The organism is Rhodococcus sp. Z13_19A (genome assembly GCF_058133575.1).
In genome coordinates, this window is sequence record NZ_JBYUNN010000004.1 from 1 (window position 1) to 17295 (window position 17295).

Genomic DNA, 17295 nt, shown 5'->3' on the forward strand with positions numbered 1-17295 from the left:
CAGCGCCGATGGTACTGCACCCGACAGGGTGTGGGAGAGTAGGACGCCGCCGAACATCATTTGCACCACCACGAAAGGGGACCCCATAACCGGGGTCCCCTTTCGTGCGTTCACGACCCTCATCTGCACAGCGCATGCTTCACAGTCAGGAAGGAATCCCTCGTGGGAAACACGCCCGACAGCTCGGGACGCCGCTCGTTCGACGGCCCGCGGGGAGGTCGTGACCGGTCCACGTCCGGCCGGCCCACCGGCTCAGGCGGCGCCCGCCACGACCGGGGCGCCCGTCCACGCCCGGGATCGGGCTCCGACGAGCGCCGCACCCCCCGTCCCCCCGAGCCTCCGCTGCCCGAGGACGTCGACGTGAAGCTGCTCGACCCCGACGTGCGCCGCGACCTGCTCAGCCTGGACAAGTCCAACGCGGAGAAGGTCGCCATGCACCTGGTGATGGCAGGCACGCTCGTGGACGAGGATCCCGAGCGAGCCCTGCTGCACGCCCGCGCCGCGCGCGGCCGGGCCGGCCGCGTGGCCGTGGTGCGCGAGGCCGCCGGCATCGCCGCGTACCACGCGGGGGAGTGGGCCGAGGCGATCGCCGAGCTGCGCGCTGCCCGACGCATGGCTGGCGGGCCCGGCCTGGTGGCCGTCCTCGCCGACTGCGAGCGTGCCCTGGGACGTCCCGAGCGTGCACTGGAGCTGGCCCGCTCCGACGAGGCCCGTCAGCTGACTGGGGAGGCCGCCGAGGAGCTGTGCATCGTGGCCGCCGGTGCCCGTCGTGACCTGGGTCAGCTCGACGCCGCGGTGGTGATGCTGCAGACCCCGGAGCTTGATCCCACCCGCACGGGTTCGGCGGCGGCGCGGTTGTTCTACGCCTACGCGGACGCGCTGCTGGCTGCCGGTCGCACCGACGATGCCATCCGCTGGTTCATGCAGGCGGCCACCGCGGACGAGGACGGCGAGACCGATGCCGAGGACCGCGCTGCGGCGCTGGGCGCGGGCGGCGAGGGCGCCGGATCCGGCGAGAAGATCGGGGACCTGGAGGGGGACGAGGACCAGTGAGCACCCTGCGGGCGGGGTTCGACGCCCTGCTGGTCGACCTGGACGGCACGGTCTACGCCGGTCCCACTGCCATTCCCGGCGCGGTGGACGCGCTGAGCAAGAGCGAGCAGCGAGTCCTCTACGTCACCAACAACGCCAGCCGGGCCCCGGGCGACGTGGCGGAGCACCTGCGCGAGCTGGGCCTGCCCGCCGAGGACGCCGACGTGGTGACCAGCGCGCAGGCCTCGGCCGGTCTGCTCGCCGAGCAGCTGCCCGCCGGTGCCGCCGTGCTGGTGGTGGGCACCGAGGCGCTGGCCGCGGAGATTCGCGAGCGCGGGCTGGTACCCGTGCGCGAGCTGGCCGCCGGCCCCGCAGCCGTGGTGCAAGGGCACTCCCCGGAGACCGCTTGGCCGATCCTGGCCGAGGCGGCGCTGGCCATCCGGGGCGGCGCGGTGTGGGTGGCCGCCAACCTCGACCCCACGCTGCCCTCCGACCGCGGCCTGCTGCCCGGCAACGGCTCGATGGTCGCGGTGCTGCGCTCGGCCACCGACACCGAGCCGCAGGTGGCGGGCAAGCCTGCCCCGCCGATCATGCGCGACGCGGTGGCACGGGCCCGCGCCCAGCGCCCCCTGGTGATCGGCGACCGGCTGGACACCGACATCGCCGGCGGGCGCGCCGCGGAGCTGCCCACCCTGCTGGTGATGACCGGGGTGAGCACCGCGCTGGACGTGCTGCGCGCCGACGCCACGGAACGCCCGGACTACCTCGCCGGGGACCTGTCCGCGCTGGACCGTCCGGCCACCGACGCGGCCATCGGCCCGGTCGACGGCTGGGCAGCCCGCCTCGAGGGCGACTCCCTGGTCGTGGCCTGCGACGACCCCGATGCTGACCCCTGGGACGGGCTGCGCGCGGCGTGCCCGGTGGCCTGGCAGGGTGGCGCGATCGCCGCCGTCACCGCCGATGGAGCCGGTGCCGAGGCAGCGCTGCGAGCGTGGGGCGTCACCGCCGCCTAGCCCGTCGGCGGTCAGAGCCATCCGATAGCGTGGACGCGGTGAACAGCACGGCTCCACGCCCCGGTCCGAGCCGGGTAGATCCCGCAGCCATCACGGCGGACGTGGATGCGGTGCTCGCCTCCCAGCCCCGCCCGGACGGGCCGCACGCACCCGAGGGTTCCTCGCCCGCGGCGGCGCAGCTGCACGAGCTGGAGGCTTTGCACCAGCGCCTCGCCGCCGCCCTCGCCACGATCGACAAGGCCTGACGTGGCCCGGCGCGCCCGAGTGGACGCCGAGCTGGTCCGCCGCGGTCTGGCCCGCTCCCGCGAGCACGCGGTGGAGCTGATCAACGCCGGCCGGGTCCGCATCTCCGGCACCGTGGCCACCAAGCCCGCCACCGCCGTGGAGGCGGGCACCCCGCTGCTGGTCACCGAGGTGGCCGACGAGCAGCAGTGGGCCTCCCGCGGTGCGCACAAGCTGCTCGGTGCGCTGGAGGAGTTCACCCCTGCCGGCTTGACCATCGAGGGTCGCCGCTGCCTGGACGCCGGGGCCTCCACCGGGGGGTTCACCGACGTGCTGCTGCAGCGCGGCGCCCGCGAGGTGGTCGCCGTCGACGTCGGTTACGGCCAGCTGGTGTGGCGGCTGCAGAGCGACGACCGCGTGCACGTGCACGACCGCACCAACGTCCGCAGCCTCACCCCCGACCAGATCGGCGGCGGTGTGGACCTGGTGGTGGCTGACCTGTCCTTCATCTCGCTCAAGCTGGTGCTGCCCGCGCTGGTCGCCTGCGTGCACCCCGGCGCTGACCTGCTGCCCATGGTCAAGCCCCAGTTCGAGGTGGGCAAGGACCGGGTGGGTGCCGGTGGGGTGGTGCGCGACCCTGAGCTGCGCACCGAGGCGGTGCTGGACGTGGCGCGCACGGCCGCCGGCCTCGGGCTGCAGACCAAGGGAGTGGTGGCCAGCCCCCTGCCCGGGCCGTCGGGAAACGTGGAGTTCTTCCTGTGGTTGCATGCCGCTTGCACCGATGCTGCCACCACCGTCGATACTGACGCGGTGGAAACCATGGTGCGACAGGCTGTAGCGGCAGGCCCCCAGTGAGCACCTCCCCAGCGAGCACCTCGGCGGTGCGGACGGTGGAGGGTGCCGCGCAGCTGCGGCCGGAGCCGGCCGCGGAGCGCGAGGTGCTGCTGGTGGTGCACACCGGCCGCGCCGAGACCACCGGCCCCGCCGAGCGGGTGGCAGCCCGGCTGACCGAGGCCGGCATCCACATCCGCGTGCTGGTGGAGGAGACCGAGGACCTGGCGCTGCCCAGCGTGCTCGGCGCCCACGCCGTCGCCGCGGGGGAGACCGCGGCCGCCGGGGTGGAGCTGGTGCTGGTGCTCGGCGGTGACGGCACCATCCTGCGCGCCGCGGAGCTAGCCCGGTCGGTGGGCGTGCCCGTGCTGGGCATCAACCTCGGCCGCGTCGGCTTCCTCGCCGAGGCCGACCCCGACGACCTGGAGACCGCGCTGGACGCGGTGGTCTCCCGCAGCTACCGCGTGGAGGAGCGGATGACCCTCGACGCCGCCGTCATCGTGGAGGGCGTCGTGGTCAGCCGCAGCTGGGCGCTGAACGAGGCCAGCGTGGAGAAGACCACCCGCGGCGGCATCCTGGACGTGGTCCTGGAGGTGGACGACCGTCCGGTCTCCGGCTTCGGCTGCGACGGCGTGCTCTTCTCCACCCCCACCGGCTCCACCGCCTACGCCTTCTCCGCCGGCGGCCCGGTGATGTGGCCGGACGTGGAGGCGCTGCTGGTGGTGCCCAGCAACGCCCACGCCCTCTTCGCCCGGCCGCTGGTGGTCAGCCCCACCTCGGTGGTGGCCCTGGAGGTCGACGCCGGCGGTCCGCCCGCGGTGCTGTGCTTCGACAGCCGCCGCATCCTGCCGCTGCCCGCCGGTGCGCGGGTGGAGGTGGTGCGCGGCGAGCGCCCGCTGCGGCTGGTCCGCTTCGACGACGCCTCGTTCACCGACCGCCTGGTGCACAAGTTCAGCCTGCCGGTGCAGAGCTGGCGCGGACGTCACCAGGGCTGAGCTGTCGGTGCCGCGGGCTAGGGTGGGCGCGTGCTGGCGGAGATGCGTATCCAGGGCCTCGGCGTCATCGCCGAGGCCAGCGTGGAGCTGCACCCGGGGTTGACGGTGCTCACCGGTGAGACCGGGGCCGGCAAGACGATGGTGGTCACCGGGCTGCACCTGCTCAGCGGTGCCCGCGCCGATCCCTCCCGGGTGCGCACCGACACGCCCAAGGCGGTGGTGGAGGGCCGCTTCCTGCTCACCGAGGCCGCCGGGGCCGCTGCCGCCGAGGTCGCCGAGGGCGCCGGGGCCGACTCCGACGACGACGGCAGCGTGATCGCGGTGCGCACGGTCAGTGCCGACGGCCGCTCCCGCGCCCACCTCGGCGGGCGCAGCGTGCCCGCCGGGGTGCTCAGCTCCTTCACCGAGCCGCTGCTGGCGGTGCACGGGCAGAACGACCAGCTGCGGCTGCAGCGCAGCGACCAGCAGCGCGCCGCCCTGGACCGATCGGCGGAGAGCACGGTGGCACCGCTGCTCAAGACCTACCGGGCGCTGCGCACCGAGTGGCTGCAGGTGAGCAGCGAGCTGGCCGAGCGCACCAGCCGCTCCCGCGAGCTCGCCCGCGAGGCCGACCAGCTGCGGATGGGCCTGGCCGAGATCGCCGACGTCGCGCCCAGCCCCGGCGAGGACGTCGAGCTCAGCCGCGCGGTGCGCCGCCTGGGCGACCTGGACGTGCTCCGGGAGGGCTCGGCCGACGCGCAGGCGGCACTGATGGGCAGCGACGACGGCGAGTCCGGCGGTGCCCTGGGGCTGATCGGGCAGGCCCGCGCCCGGATGGCCGCGTGCGAGGACGAGGTGCTGCAGGCCCAGGCGCAGCGGCTGGACGCGGTGCAGGCCGTGCTCACCGACATCGGCGGCGAGCTCAGCGCCTACCTGGCCGAGCTGCCCGCCGACCCCGGCGAGCTGGACACGGTGCTCACCCGCCAGGCCCAGCTCAAGGCGCTCACCCGCAAGTACGCCGCCGACGTGGACGGGGTGCTGGAGTGGGCCGAGCAGGCCACCCGGCGGCTGTCGGAGGTGGACGTCTCCGAGGACACCCTCACCGAGCTGGCGCGGCGCCGCGACGAGCTGGCCGCGGAGGTGACCGCTGCGGCGGCCAAGCTCAGCGCCGCCCGCCGCAAGGCCGCCACCAAGCTGGCCAAGGCGGTCTCCACCGAGCTCACCGGGCTGGCCATGGGTCAGGCCGAGCTGCACGTGCACGTCGGGGTGCGCCCCGCCGCCGACAACGACCCGGCCGCGCTGGTGGTGGACGGGGCCCGGGTGCACGCCGGGGACTCGGGCGTGGACGAGGTGGAGCTGCGGCTGGCCGCCCACCAGGGCGCCCCCGCGCTGCCCATCGGGCGCAGCGCCTCCGGCGGCGAGCTCTCCCGGGTGATGCTGGCCCTGGAGGTGGTGCTGGCCAAGGCCGACACCACCGCCACCCTGGTCTTCGACGAGGTGGACGCCGGCGTCGGTGGCCGCGCCGCGGTGGAGGTGGGCAAGCGGCTGGCCCGCCTGGCCCGCACCCACCAGGTGATCGTGGTGACCCACCTGCCGCAGGTGGCTGCCTTCGCCGACCGGCACCTGGTGGTGGACAAGCTGACCAGGGGCGGCACCGTCATCGTCAGCGGGGTGCGCACCCTCGACCAGCCGGAGCGGGTGGCCGAGCTGGCGAGAATGCTTGCCGGGCTTGAGGACACCGAGACCGGCAAGGCACACGCGGAGGAGCTGCTGGCCACCGCGGCCGCGGCCCGCGACGCCTGAGAACCGCCGGTCGGGCGGGGCCTGCCGCTGCGGCGCGCCTCCACCGGCAGGCCATAGTGGCCAGTCATCATCAAGGTCATGAAGATCACCGGCCTGCTCAGTCGCTCCCAGGAGGTCCTACCGGGCGTCGAAGGAGTGGCCAGGATCGACCGAAACACCCCGCGGCTGCTGCGTCGGATCGGACCGGGTGACATCGCTGTCCTCGACGAGATGGACCTGGACCGGGCCACCGCTGACGCGCTGGTCAACGCCGAGGTCGCCGGGGTGGTCAACGCCGCGCCCTCCATCTCCGGCCGCTACCCCAACCTCGGACCCGAGGTGCTGGTGGGAGCGGGCATCCCGCTGGTGGACAGCGTGGGCGGCGAGGTGTTCCGGCGGGTCAAGGACGGCGCCAAGCTGCGCCTGAACGAGGGCTCGCTCTACGCCGGCGAGAAGGAGCTGGCGCAGGGCTCCGAGCAGAGCCAGGAGTCGGTGGCCGACCTGATGGTCGAGGCCAAGACCGGCCTGGTCGACCAGCTGGAGGCGTTCTCCGGCAACACCATCGAGTTCATCCGCCGGGAGAGCTCGCTGCTGCTGGACGGCGTCGGTGTGCCCGAGATCCAGGTGGAGATGCGTGACCGGCACGTGGTGGTGGTCAGCAACGGCTACGACCACGCCGAGGACCTCAAGCGGCTCAAGCCGTTCATCAAGGAGTACGGCCCCATCCTGGTGGGCGTGGACGGCGGGGCCGACGCGCTGGTGGCCGCCGGCTACACCCCGGACCTCATCGTGGGCGACCCCGACGGCATCGGCACCGAGACCCTCAAGTGCGGCGCCCAGGTGGTGCTGCCCGCGCACTCCGACGGCCACGCCCCCGGCCTGGAGCGCATCCAGGACCTGGGCATCGGCGCCATGACCTTCCCGGCCTCGGGCTCCAGCGAGGACCTCGCGCTGCTGCTGGCCGAGCACAACAACGCCTCGCTGATCGTCAGCGTCGGCTCGCCGGCCACCCTGCACGAGTTCCTGGACAGCGGCCGCCGCGACTCCAACCCCTCCACCTTCCTCACCCGCCTGAAGGTCGGCTCCAAGCTGGTCGACGGCAAGGCGGTGGCCACGCTCTACCGCAGCCGGGTCTCGGCCGGCACGGTGCTGCTGCTGGTGCTCGCCGCGCTCGCCGCCATCGTGGTGGCGCTGCTGGTGTCCGACGCCGGCCAGGTGTACCTCGACAACGCGGTGGACCTCTGGGACCGCTTCTACGACTGGGTCAAGGGGCTGCGCGAATGATCACCCTGCGTCACCACATCATCTCGATCGCCGCCGTGTTCCTGGCCCTGGCGCTGGGCCTGGTGCTGGGCTCCACCTCGGTGTCCAACGGGCTGCTCTCCGGGCTGCGCGACGACAAGAGCGGGCTGCAGCAGAACGTCCGGGCCCTGGAGACCGAGCGCAACGCCCTGCGCGAGCAGCTCAACGCCGCCAACGGCTTCGACACCGCGGTGGCGCCGCTGGCGCTGCGCTCGGTGCTCACCCAGCGCAGCGTGGTCATCTTCACCGCACCCGACGCCAGCTCCGCCGACCGGGACGCGCTGGTGCGCCTCATCGCCGACGCCGGCGGCTCGGTGGCCGGCCAGGTGGCCCTCACCCCGGCGTTCGTGAACCCGGCCAACGCCGACCAGGTGCGCTCCACCATCACCAACGTCATCCCGGCCGGGGTGCAGCTGCCCACCGGCTCGGTGGACTCCGGCAGCCTGGCCGGCTCGCTGCTGGGCTCGGTGCTGCTGCTGGACGCCACCACCGCCAAGCCGCGCACCACCCCCGCCGAGCTGGCCGTGGCCGTGCAGGCCCTGCAGGCCGCCGGGTTCGTCGGCAACGGCGGACCCACCCCCACCGCCGGACAGCTCGGCCTGGTGCTCACCGGGGGAGCGATCACCGGCGACGGCGCCGGGGACCGCGCCTCCACCATCGCCCGCTTCGCCGCCGCGCTGGACCGCAGCAGCGCCGGCGTGGTGCTGGCCGGGCGCACCGGCTCGGCCGAGGGCAACGGCCCCCTGGGGGTGGCCCGCGCCGACGTCGACGTGACCGCCGCGCTGACCACCGTGGACAACGTGGACACCGCCGCCGGACAGATCACCGCCGTGCTGGGGCTGCAGGAGCAGCTGGACGGCCGCGCGGGCCGCTACGGCACCGCGGGCAACGCCCAGGGCATGACGGTGCCCACCCAGGGCTGAGCCGCCCCGCCCAGAACCACCGCCGCCGCCCCCTCGAGTGATCATCTCGAGGGGGCGGCGGCGGCACGTGGGGGCCCGCGCGTGTTAGCGTGGGGTTCCGTGAGTCACGGCCGTTTCTTGCCGGCACCGAGTGACACCGCACCTCATCTCACGGGAGCCTCTTTGCCTCAGTCACGTCAGAACGCCCATCACGCAAAGCACATCTTCGTCACCGGCGGTGTTGCTTCCTCACTGGGCAAGGGTCTGACCGCCTCCAGCCTGGGGCAGCTCCTCACGTCGCGCGGCCTGCGCGTGACGATGCAGAAGCTGGACCCCTACCTGAACGTCGACCCCGGCACCATGAACCCGTTCCAGCACGGTGAGGTCTTCGTCACCGAGGACGGCGCCGAGACCGACCTCGACGTCGGCCACTACGAGCGCTTCCTGGACCGGGACCTGCCCAGCTGGGCCAACGTCACCACCGGCCAGGTGTACTCCAGCGTGATCGCCAAGGAGCGTCGCGGGGAGTACCTGGGCGACACCGTCCAGGTCATCCCGCACATCACCGACGAGATCAAGTCCCGGATCACCGCCATGAGCGGCCCGGACCTGCAGGGTCACACCCCGGACGTGGTGATCACCGAGATCGGTGGCACCGTCGGCGACATCGAGTCGCTGCCCTTCCTGGAGGCGGCCCGCCAGGTCCGCCACGAGGTGGGCCGGGACAACGTGTTCTTCCTGCACGTCTCGCTGATCCCGTACCTGGCGCCCTCCGGCGAGCTCAAGACCAAGCCCACCCAGCACTCGGTGGCGTCGCTGCGCAACATCGGCATCCAGCCCGACGCGCTGGTGCTGCGCGCAGACCGGGAGATCCCGGACGGCCTCAAGCGCAAGATCTCGCTGATGTGCGACGTGGACCAGGACGGCGTGGTCTCCTGCCCCGACGCGCCCTCCATCTACGACATCCCCAAGGTGCTGCACACCGAGGGCCTGGACGCCTACGTGGTGCGCCGGCTGGGCCTGCCCTTCCGCGACGTGGACTGGACGGTGTGGTCGGACCTGCTCAAGCGGGTGCACGAGCCCGAGGAGCACGTCCGCATCGCGGTGGTGGGCAAGTACATCGACCTGCCCGACGCCTACCTGTCGGTCACCGAGGCGCTGCGCGCCGGCGGCTTCGCCCACCGCGCGAAGGTGAAGATCGTCTGGGTGCCCTCCGACGACTGCCAGACCGAGGCCGGTGCCTCCGCCGCGCTGTCACAGGTCGACGGGGTGCTGGTGCCTGGCGGCTTCGGCGTGCGGGGCATCGAGGGCAAGCTCGGCGCCATCCGCTACGCCCGCACCCGGGGCATCCCGCTGCTGGGGCTGTGCCTGGGCCTGCAGTGTGTGGTGATCGAGGCCGCGCGCAACCTGGCCGGCCTGGACGACGCCAACTCCAGCGAGTTCGACCCGGACACCACGCACCCGGTGATCTCCACCATGGCCGACCAGACCGAGATCGTGGCCGGCGAGGCGGACATGGGCGGCAGCATGCGCCTGGGCGCCTACCCGGCCAAGCTGGACAAGGGCTCGGTGGTGGCCGCGGCGTACGGCAGCACCGAGGTCTCCGAGCGGCACCGCCACCGCTACGAGGTGAACAACGCCTACCGCAAGCAGCTGGCCAAGGCCGGGCTGCGCTTCAGCGGCACCTCGCCGGAGGGCACCCTGGTGGAGTTCGTCGAGCTGCCCGCCGAGGTGCACCCGTTCTTCGTGGCCACCCAGGCGCACCCGGAGCTGAAGAGCCGGCCCACCCGGCCGCACCCGTTGTTCGCGGCGTTCATCCGCGCGGCCATCGACTACGAGGCGGCCGAGCGGCTGCCGGTCGAGCTGACGCACCGCGAGTCGGCCACCTCGGCGTCCTGAGGTGAGCGAGCCGGGAGCCCACGACTTCAGCGTGGCCGACAGCCAGGTGGTGTACCGCGGGGCCATCCTGGCGCTGCGTGCCGACCAGGTGCGCATGCCGGGCGGGGACACCTCCACCCGCGAGGTGGTGGAGCACCACGCCAGCGTGGCCGTGGTGGCCCTGGACGAGGCCGACCAGGTGGTGCTCATCCACCAGTACCGGCACCCGCTGGGCCGGCGGCTGTGGGAGCTGCCCGCCGGCCTGCTCGACGTGGTGGACGAGGAGCCGCTGCCCGCGGCCCAGCGCGAGCTGGCCGAGGAGGTGGGCCTGGCCGCGCAGCGCTGGTCGGTGCTGGTGGACATCGACCCGTCGCCGGGTTTCTGCGACGAGTCCATGCGGGTGTACCTGGCCGAGGGGCTCAGCGAGGTGGACCGCCCGGACCCGGAGCACGAGGAGGCCGACCTGGTGGTGCAGCGGGTGCCGCTGGTCGATGCCGTGCGCCGGGTGCTCTCCGGCGACATCGTGAACTGCGCGGCGGTCAGCGGGTTGCTGGCGCTGTCGGCGGCCCGGGCCACCGGCACGCCGCTGCGCACGCCGGACGCGGAGTGGACCGACCAGTCGTTCGCGCTGCTCCGCCGGGACGAGACCGCGCACAGCTAGAACCTGGGTGCACAGCTAGTCCCTGGGTGCACAGCTAGTCCCTGGGTGCACAGCTAGACCCTGGGTGCTGCCCGCCCGTCAGCGACGACCCCGCTGGCGGGCGTGCAGGGCCCGGACCTGCTCGGCGAGCGAGGCGACCGGGCCCGCCACCGGCAGCCCCGGAACCACCGTGGTGATCGGCAGCGGGGCGACCGGGGCGGCCGGCTCCGCCCACTCGGTGAGCCAGTCCGACAGCTGGGCGGAGCTGGCGGCGAAGACGATTCGGCCCAGCCCCACCCACCCGTGCGCGGCCGCACACATCGGGCAGTGCTCGCCGGAGGTGTAGACGGTGCAGTCGGCGCGCTCCTGCGGGCTCAGGTGCGCGGCTGCCCACCGCGCGATCTCGATCTCCGGGTGCCGGGTGGCGTCGCCGCCGCCCACCCGGTTGCGGTCCTCGAAGCGCACGCGGCCCGCGCCGTCGACGAGCACCGACCCGAACGGCTCGTCGCCGTCGGCGAGTGCCTCGGTGGCCAGCTCGACGCAGCGCTGCAGGTGCACGAGCTCGACGGGGGACGGGTCGTAGAGCTGGGTCATGTGGCTGACCCTAGCGAGGGCACCTGCGGGCGCTGCCCCACGGCGCGGGCGACCACTGGGACGACGGTCAGCAGCGGGATGAGCAGCACCGCCGCGCTCAGCGCGCCGTAGGTGGCCAGGTCCACCGGCGGCACCGCCGGGCCCAGCAGTCCGACGCTGACACCCACGACCGCGGGGAGCACGGTGGCCGTGCCGATCAGCCACGCCACCACCCCGGTGACCAGCGCCTCCACCCCGGCCATCGCGACCAGCTGTCGGCGGGTGGCGCCGGTGCGCCACAGCAGCACCAGCTCGGCCCGCCGCCCAGCGGTGGTGAGCACCAGGGCGTTGGCGGCGGCCACGCCCACGAAGGCCAGCAGCAGGAGCAGCAGCATCGTGGACAGCTCGCGCTGGCCGCCACCGGCGGCCACCACGGCGTCCACGTGCTCCTGCTCGCCCTGCACGGTCAGCCCGAGGCCGGCGACGGCGGGCCCGACGCCGGCGTCGCTGGTGCGCAGCAGCACCGTGTCCGGCCGGACGTCCACGCCGTGCGAGGCGGGGGTGCCCTGGCCGGTGAGGTAGTCGCCGAAGCCCAGGCCACGGTCGTACACCGCGACCACGTTGGCCACCGTGAGCTCACCACCGGCCCACCGGATGGCGATGGTGTCGCCGAGGCCCTTGCCGGTGTCCAGGCGGGCGTCCCGGCTGATGGCGACGGTGTCGGTGCGGTCCAGGCCGGCCAGGTCGCCGTCCACCACCCCTGGGTCGAGCGTCGCCGCGACGCCGCCGGCAGGCAGGGTCCGCACCGGCACGGGCTCCCAGCCCAGGGCGCCGAGCCACCCGCTCTCGTCGTCGGTGCGCACCTGGGCCGGCACGGAGGCCAGCGGGGTGGCCACGTCCACGCCCGGCACGGCGGTGAGCTGGTGTCGCTCCAGGTCCGTGCCGGTGACCACCAGGTCGGCGTGCAGCCCGTCGGCGAGCTGCTGGGCGCCCGCGACCACCATGGTGTCGTCGATGGTGGCCTGCACGGTGCCGACCCCCAGGGCCAGCGCCAGCGGCACCACCACCGTGGTCAGCCGCCGGGAGAAGCCGCGGGTGTTGGCCAGCGCCAGCTGCGTGGCCGGTCCGCCGCGGTGACCGATGCGGTGCAGCACCCAGGCCACGAGAGCCGGGCCGGCCAACGCCGCTGCCCCGATGAGCAGGAACGCCGAGACCGCGGCCGTGGCGCTGCCCAGGGCGCCGGGCACGGCCACCGGGCTCAGCGCTGCGGCCAGGCCCACCGCCGCCACGACGATCGCGCTGGTCCGACGGGCGCGGCCGATGCCGACCGGCTCGACGACGCTGTCGCCGATGGCCGCCGTGGGTGCGGCACGCAGGGTGCCGCGGGTGGCCAGCCGCGCGGCGAGCCAGGCCACCGGCAGCAGGAACACGAGGGCCCCGAGCACCGGCAGGGGGGAGAGCGTCAGCTGGAAGTCGGGGGCGACCATCTGGGACGAGGCCAGCAGCGGGGTCAGGGAACGCACCGCGACCAGGCCGACCAGCGCGCCCACCGGTGCTGCCACCAGCGTGACCAGACCGGTCTCCCGGCTGACCAGGCTGCGGATCTGGCCCCGCGTCGCCCCCACCGCGCGCAGCAGCGCGAAGTCCCGCTGGCGCTGGCGCAGGGCGAGGGAGACGGTGGCGGCGACCACGAAGACCACCAGCACGGTCGCGGTCCCGGTGAACGAGCTGGCCAGGACGACGAGGAACCCGGCGTCGCCGCCGGAGCGGAGACCGGACTCGATCAGCACGCCGGTGCCGGAGAGCAGGACCCCGGCCAGGGCCAGCACCACGAACGGTCCGACCAGGCTCGGCAGGTGCGCGGCGGCACCGGAGCGGGCGAGGCGCCACATCGCGCTCACCGCTCCAGCCCGAGCATGCGCTCAGCGACCGTCTTGGCCGTCGGATTGGCGAGCTGGTCGACCAGGCGTCCGTCGGAGAGGAACAGCACCTGCTCGGCGGTGGCGGCCACTGCGGCGTCGTGCGTCACCACCACCACGGTCTGCCCGAGCTGGCGGGCGGTGTCGCGGAGCAGCGTGAGCACCGCGGTACCGGTGCGGGTGTCCAGCGCACCGGTGGGCTCGTCGGCGAAGACGACCGTCGGCCGGGAGAACAGGGCCCGGGCGATGGCGACCCGTTGGGCCTGTCCGCCGGAGAGCTCACCCGGGCGGCGGTCGGCCATCCCGGCCAGGCCGACGGCGTCCAGCAGCTCCGCCTGCCAGTCGCGGTCTGGCTCGCGCCCGGCCAGCATCACCGGCAGCTGGATGTTGTCGGCCACGCTGAGGTGTGGCACGAGGTTGTAGGCCTGGAAGACGAAGCCGACGTGGTCGCGGCGGAACCGGGTGAGCGCGTCGGGGGCGAGGGCGCTGATGTCGCGCTCACCGACGGTGACCCGGCCGCGGGTCGGGACGTCGAGCCCGGCGGCGCAGTGCAGCAGGGTGGACTTGCCCGACCCCGAGGGGCCCATCACGGCGGTGAAGGAGCCAGCGTCCAGGGTGAGCGAGACACCGCGCAGGGAGTGCACCGCCCCCGAGGCACCGGCGTGCTGCTTGTGCACGTCGACGAGCCGCAGCGCGGCGGCGGTGGTGCGGTCCGGCAGTGGTTGCCGGGCGGTGGTGGAGGCGGTCATCGCAGGTCTCCTCGGTCGCAGGATGGGCACCTGTCGAACCTAGGAATTCCTGCGCGGCGTCTCGAGCGCCGTGGGAGGGAGATCGCGACGTTGCATCCTTCGATGCAAGCGCTCACTCGGGGACGGCCACGACCTTGTTCTGGTAGGCCCACACCGCGGCCTGCAGGCGCGAGCGGACGCCGAGCTTGGGCATCATCCGGGCCAGGTGGGACTTCACCGTGGAGGTCTCCAGCACCAGGGTGGCGGCGATCTCGTCGTTGGACAACCCCTGGGCGAGCAGCAGCAGGATGTCCAGCTCGCGGGCGGTGAGCAGCTCCGAGGCACGTCCGGCGGTGACGGGGACGATCTCGCGGCGGGTGACCACCTCGCGCAGCACCCGCTTGGTGAGGCTGTCGTCGAGGGTGCCGTTGCCCCGCGCGACCGACCGCACCGCGGCGACCAGCACCTCCGGCTCGGCGTCCTTGAGCAGGAAGCCGGACGCCCCGGCCTCCAGCGCCCCGAAGAGGTACTCGTCCACGTCGAAGGTGGTGAGCACCAGCACCGGCACCGGGTGGGCCACCCCGGGCCCGCACAGCTCTCGGGTGGCGCTGATGCCGTCCTGGCCGGGCATCCGGATGTCCATGCAGACCACGTCCGGGCGCAGCGCGCGGGCGGCGTCCACCGCCTCGTGGCCGTCCGCGGCGACGGCGACGACCTCGAGGTCGGCCTCGGCGTCCAGCAGGGTCCGCAACCCGGCGCGCACCAGCGCCTGGTCGTCGGCGATCACCACCCGGATCATGCGTCCTCCGCCGCGAGCGCGTCTGCCCGGTGCGGCTCCCGGGGCATCCGGAGGCTCACCCGCCACCCACCGTCGGCGGTGGCGCCGACGTCGAGGCTCGCCCCGGTGAGCTCGGCGCGCTCCCGCATCCCGACGATGCCGAACCCGGCACGCCGCGCGTCGGCCGGGGCCGGGGCCGGGGCTGCCGGGCCGTTGCGCGCCGTCACCAGCACGGCGTCGGGGTCGCGGTTGTCGATGGTGACCTCGGTGCGTGCACCGGGGGCGTGCCGCGCGGCGTTGGCGAGGGCCTCCTGCGCCATCCGGTAGGCCCCCAGCTGGGCGAGCGGGCCGACGCCCTCACCCAGCGGCCGCGTCCCGGCCAGCACCGTCAGTCCCACGTCCCGGCCCGCGGTGGTGACGTCGTCGACGAGCGCGGCGATGCCCGCCAGCGACTCGGGCCGCACTCGGCCGGGGTCGGCTGCGGGGGCGTCGTCCTCGCGGAGCAGGCCGACCAGGCTGCGCAGGTCCCGCAGCACGGCGGTGCTCTGCGCCCGCACCTGCGCCACCGCGGCCTTGGCGCCAGCGGGGTCGGAGTCGATCTGGGTGCCGATCGCCGCGGTCATGACGGCGATGCCGGAGAGGTGGTGGGCGGCGATGTCGTGCAGCTCGCGGGCCATCGCCGTGCGCTCGCGGGCGACAGCGGCCTGCACCAGCGCGCCGTGCTCCCGCTCGAGGGCGGCCGCCCGGCTCTCCCGGGCCAGGCGAGCCTCGCGGCGCGCCGCCACCACCACCGCGACCCCCAGGGGGAGGGCCACCGTGCTGAGGCCCTGCAGCAGCCCCAGGCCCACCGACGGCGCCACCGGCTCGCCGCCGCCCAGGCTGCTGGCCAGCGTGCCGGCACCGGCGAGCAACGCCGCCGCCACGAAGGTGGGCCAGGACCGGGACAGCGGCTGGGCGAGCCCGAGGGTGTAGGCCGCGACCAGGGTGGCCAGCTGGGCCAGCCCGACCGCGTCACCGAGGCCGCAGAGCCCGCACAGCACCATCCCGAGGGCGACGACGAGCAGGACGGCTCGCGGTGCCACCTGACGCCACAGCAGTGCGGTGGCCTGCAGCGCCAGCGTGACCGCACCCAGCAACCACGCGGTGGTCGACGGAACGGGCAGCACCACGCCGGCCTCGGGGGCGACGGTGGTGGCGACGGCAGCAGCGACCAGCGCGGTGAGCGCGAGCGCCCCGGTACCCACCGCAACCCGCCGGTCCAGGGTGGCACTGCCTCGGCGACTCACGAGCGGCACGCTACCGCGAGGACCAGCCGACCTGGCCCTGCCTAGCGCAGCGGACGGCCGCGGCGGTCGGAGACGAACCCGGTGAGCATGAGGATGCCGTCGATGACGCCCCACAAGATGACCAGCGGCGCCAAGGTGCCCTGCGACAGCACCGTGATGAGCAGCTGGGCCGTGCCCACGCCGTAGTGGCCGGTGTAGAAGCGGCCGATGCCCAAGCAGCCCAGCGCGATCTGCAGCGTTCCCGCCGTCACCCGCACCTTGTCGGAGCAGGGGCGGCCGGTGCGCGGGTCCACGCCGTAGGGGGCGCTGAGCTGTCCGCCGTGGCCCGGCACGGGGTACCCGTAGGCGCCGCTTCCCGCCGGGGGCGCCGCGAAGCCGGGGAAGCGCGGAGGCGCAGGGGGTGCCGGCGCCGCGGCAGGGGCGCCCCAGTACGGCGGCGCGAGCTCGCCGTGGCCCAGGTGGTCCGGCCCGCCGAGCGCGCCGAGCACCCGCGGGTGCGGCTCGGGCAGGTCGGAGAACAGCTCCCACAGGTCCTTGCGGGTGCGCGCCGCCGTGGCGGCGTGGAGCCGGTCCTGGTACTCCGCGTAGTCCAGCCGGCCGGCGACGAAGTGCTGGCCGAGCACCTGCTGGGCGTCGTGGCGCTCGGCGTCGTCCGTGCGCATGAGCCCGGGGTCCGGCGAAGCACTCATGCCTGCACTCTAGGCGCGCCGACAAGCCCAGGCCGGTCAGCGGCTCAGCCGCGCAGCGGACGTCCCTGCGGGTCGGTGACCTTGCCGGTGAGCATCAGGATGCCGTCGACCAGGCTCCAGACGCCGCAGCCGCCGCAGGTGAGCAGCTGGGCCACCGCGATGCCGGTGTGGCCGGTGTAGAAGCGGCCCACGCCGAAGCCGCCCAGGAACAGCTGGAGCAGGCCGGCGGTGAGCTTCTCCTTGTCGGAGAACGGCACTCCGCTAAGCGGATCGACGCCGTAGGGGGCGCCCGCCGCGGGTCGCGGGTAGCCGGCCGGTGCCGGCTGGCCGTAGGGGCCGGGCTGGCCGTAGGGGCCGGGCTGACCGTAGGGACCCGGCTGGGCCGGACCGGGCTGGCCGTAGGGGCCCGGCTGGGCCGGACCGGGCTGGCCGTAGGGGCCGGGCTGGGCAGGTCCCGGCTGACCAGGTCCCGGCTGGCCGGGGGAGTGCTGGCCGCCCAGGGAGATCGGGTAGGGGTGCGGCAGGTCGTTGAACAGCTCCCGCAGCTCGTCCACCGTGGCCGCGGTGGCGGCGGTGCCCATCCGGTCGGAGTACTGGTCGGCGGTCATCCGCCCCTGGGCGTAGTGCTGGCCCAGCAGGGCGCGCGTCTCGTCGCGCTGGTTGTTGGTGACTGGGGACGAACCGTCGTTGCCTGGCTGGGTCATGTGCGCACAATATCGTGGTCAAAGCCACTAAGGGGGTTGCAG

At 74.3% G+C, this 17295-nt stretch carries 17 protein-coding genes; 10 read left to right on the top strand and 7 right to left on the bottom strand.

Annotation, left to right across the window (positions count from 1 at the left end; genetic code table 11):
* Positions 1–162: 162 nt before the first annotated feature.
* The 10 genes from AC3YNX_RS14945 (at position 163) to AC3YNX_RS14990 (ending at position 10597) form a co-directional block, all read left to right on the top strand.
* On the top strand, positions 163–1053 hold the full coding sequence (locus AC3YNX_RS14945; RefSeq protein ID WP_489995963.1) for a hypothetical protein: 891 nt from the start codon (positions 163–165) through the stop codon (positions 1051–1053).
* Positions 1050–2045 (top strand): HAD-IIA family hydrolase, encoded by a 996-nt coding sequence (locus AC3YNX_RS14950; protein ID WP_489995964.1) that lies wholly within the window; start codon positions 1050–1052, stop codon positions 2043–2045. The genes AC3YNX_RS14945 and AC3YNX_RS14950 overlap by 4 nt, the downstream gene beginning before the upstream one ends.
* 38 nt (positions 2046–2083) lie before the next feature.
* Positions 2084–2290, top strand: coding sequence for a hypothetical protein (locus AC3YNX_RS14955; RefSeq protein WP_489995965.1), 207 nt, complete (start codon positions 2084–2086; stop codon positions 2288–2290).
* 1 nt (position 2291) lies between these two features.
* Positions 2292–3122 carry a TlyA family RNA methyltransferase gene (locus AC3YNX_RS14960; RefSeq protein WP_489995966.1) on the top strand — a complete coding sequence of 277 codons (831 nt, stop codon included), beginning with the start codon at positions 2292–2294 and terminating at the stop codon, positions 3120–3122.
* Between the two features lie 53 nt (positions 3123–3175).
* Entirely contained in the window at positions 3176–4093 is a 918-nt protein-coding gene (locus AC3YNX_RS14965; protein WP_127784885.1) for an NAD kinase, read from the top strand.
* A gap of 30 nt (positions 4094–4123) precedes the next feature.
* Positions 4124–5875, top strand: coding sequence for a DNA repair protein RecN (recN, locus tag AC3YNX_RS14970; RefSeq protein ID WP_489995967.1), 1752 nt, complete (start codon positions 4124–4126; stop codon positions 5873–5875).
* A 78-nt stretch (positions 5876–5953) separates the two neighbouring features.
* Positions 5954–7138, top strand: coding sequence for a putative cytokinetic ring protein SteA (steA, locus tag AC3YNX_RS14975; protein ID WP_127783762.1), 1185 nt, complete (start codon positions 5954–5956; stop codon positions 7136–7138).
* Positions 7135–8079, top strand: coding sequence for a copper transporter (locus tag AC3YNX_RS14980; protein ID WP_164860658.1), 945 nt, complete (start codon positions 7135–7137; stop codon positions 8077–8079). Before steA ends, AC3YNX_RS14980 begins: the two co-directional genes overlap by 4 nt.
* 162 nt (positions 8080–8241) lie before the next feature.
* Complete coding sequence (pyrG, locus tag AC3YNX_RS14985; RefSeq protein ID WP_127783761.1) at positions 8242–9957, top strand: CTP synthase; 1716 nt, start codon at positions 8242–8244, stop codon at positions 9955–9957.
* 1 nt (position 9958) lies between these two features.
* Positions 9959–10597, top strand: a complete 639-nt coding sequence (locus AC3YNX_RS14990) for an NUDIX domain-containing protein (protein ID WP_489995968.1) — start codon at positions 9959–9961, stop codon at positions 10595–10597.
* 78 nt (positions 10598–10675) lie between these two features.
* Here AC3YNX_RS14990 and AC3YNX_RS14995 read toward each other — a convergent pair whose 3' ends face one another.
* From AC3YNX_RS14995 to AC3YNX_RS15025, 7 genes are all read right to left on the bottom strand, one after another.
* A complete protein-coding gene (locus tag AC3YNX_RS14995) occupies positions 10676–11170 on the bottom strand; it encodes a nucleoside deaminase (protein WP_489995969.1) in 495 nt (164 codons plus the stop codon).
* Positions 11167–13041 (bottom strand): FtsX-like permease family protein, encoded by a 1875-nt coding sequence (locus tag AC3YNX_RS15000; protein WP_489996277.1) that lies wholly within the window; start codon positions 13039–13041, stop codon positions 11167–11169. The genes AC3YNX_RS14995 and AC3YNX_RS15000 overlap by 4 nt, the downstream gene beginning before the upstream one ends.
* A 5-nt stretch (positions 13042–13046) precedes the next feature.
* Positions 13047–13817, bottom strand: a complete 771-nt coding sequence (locus AC3YNX_RS15005; RefSeq protein ID WP_489995970.1) for an ABC transporter ATP-binding protein — start codon at positions 13815–13817, stop codon at positions 13047–13049.
* A 112-nt stretch (positions 13818–13929) separates the two neighbouring features.
* Positions 13930–14595 carry a response regulator gene (locus AC3YNX_RS15010; RefSeq protein ID WP_127783757.1) on the bottom strand — a complete coding sequence of 222 codons (666 nt, stop codon included), beginning with the start codon at positions 14593–14595 and terminating at the stop codon, positions 13930–13932.
* The gene (locus tag AC3YNX_RS15015; RefSeq protein ID WP_489995971.1) at positions 14592–15860 is read right to left on the bottom strand and encodes a sensor histidine kinase; all 1269 of its coding nucleotides are present in this window, start codon (positions 15858–15860) and stop codon (positions 14592–14594) included. The genes AC3YNX_RS15010 and AC3YNX_RS15015 overlap by 4 nt, the downstream gene beginning before the upstream one ends.
* A 41-nt stretch (positions 15861–15901) precedes the next feature.
* Positions 15902–16549 carry a DUF1707 domain-containing protein gene (locus AC3YNX_RS15020; RefSeq protein ID WP_489995972.1) on the bottom strand — a complete coding sequence of 216 codons (648 nt, stop codon included), beginning with the start codon at positions 16547–16549 and terminating at the stop codon, positions 15902–15904.
* 44 nt (positions 16550–16593) lie between these two features.
* A complete protein-coding gene (locus AC3YNX_RS15025) occupies positions 16594–17253 on the bottom strand; it encodes an NINE protein (protein WP_489995973.1) in 660 nt (219 codons plus the stop codon).
* Positions 17254–17295 lie beyond the last annotated feature (42 nt).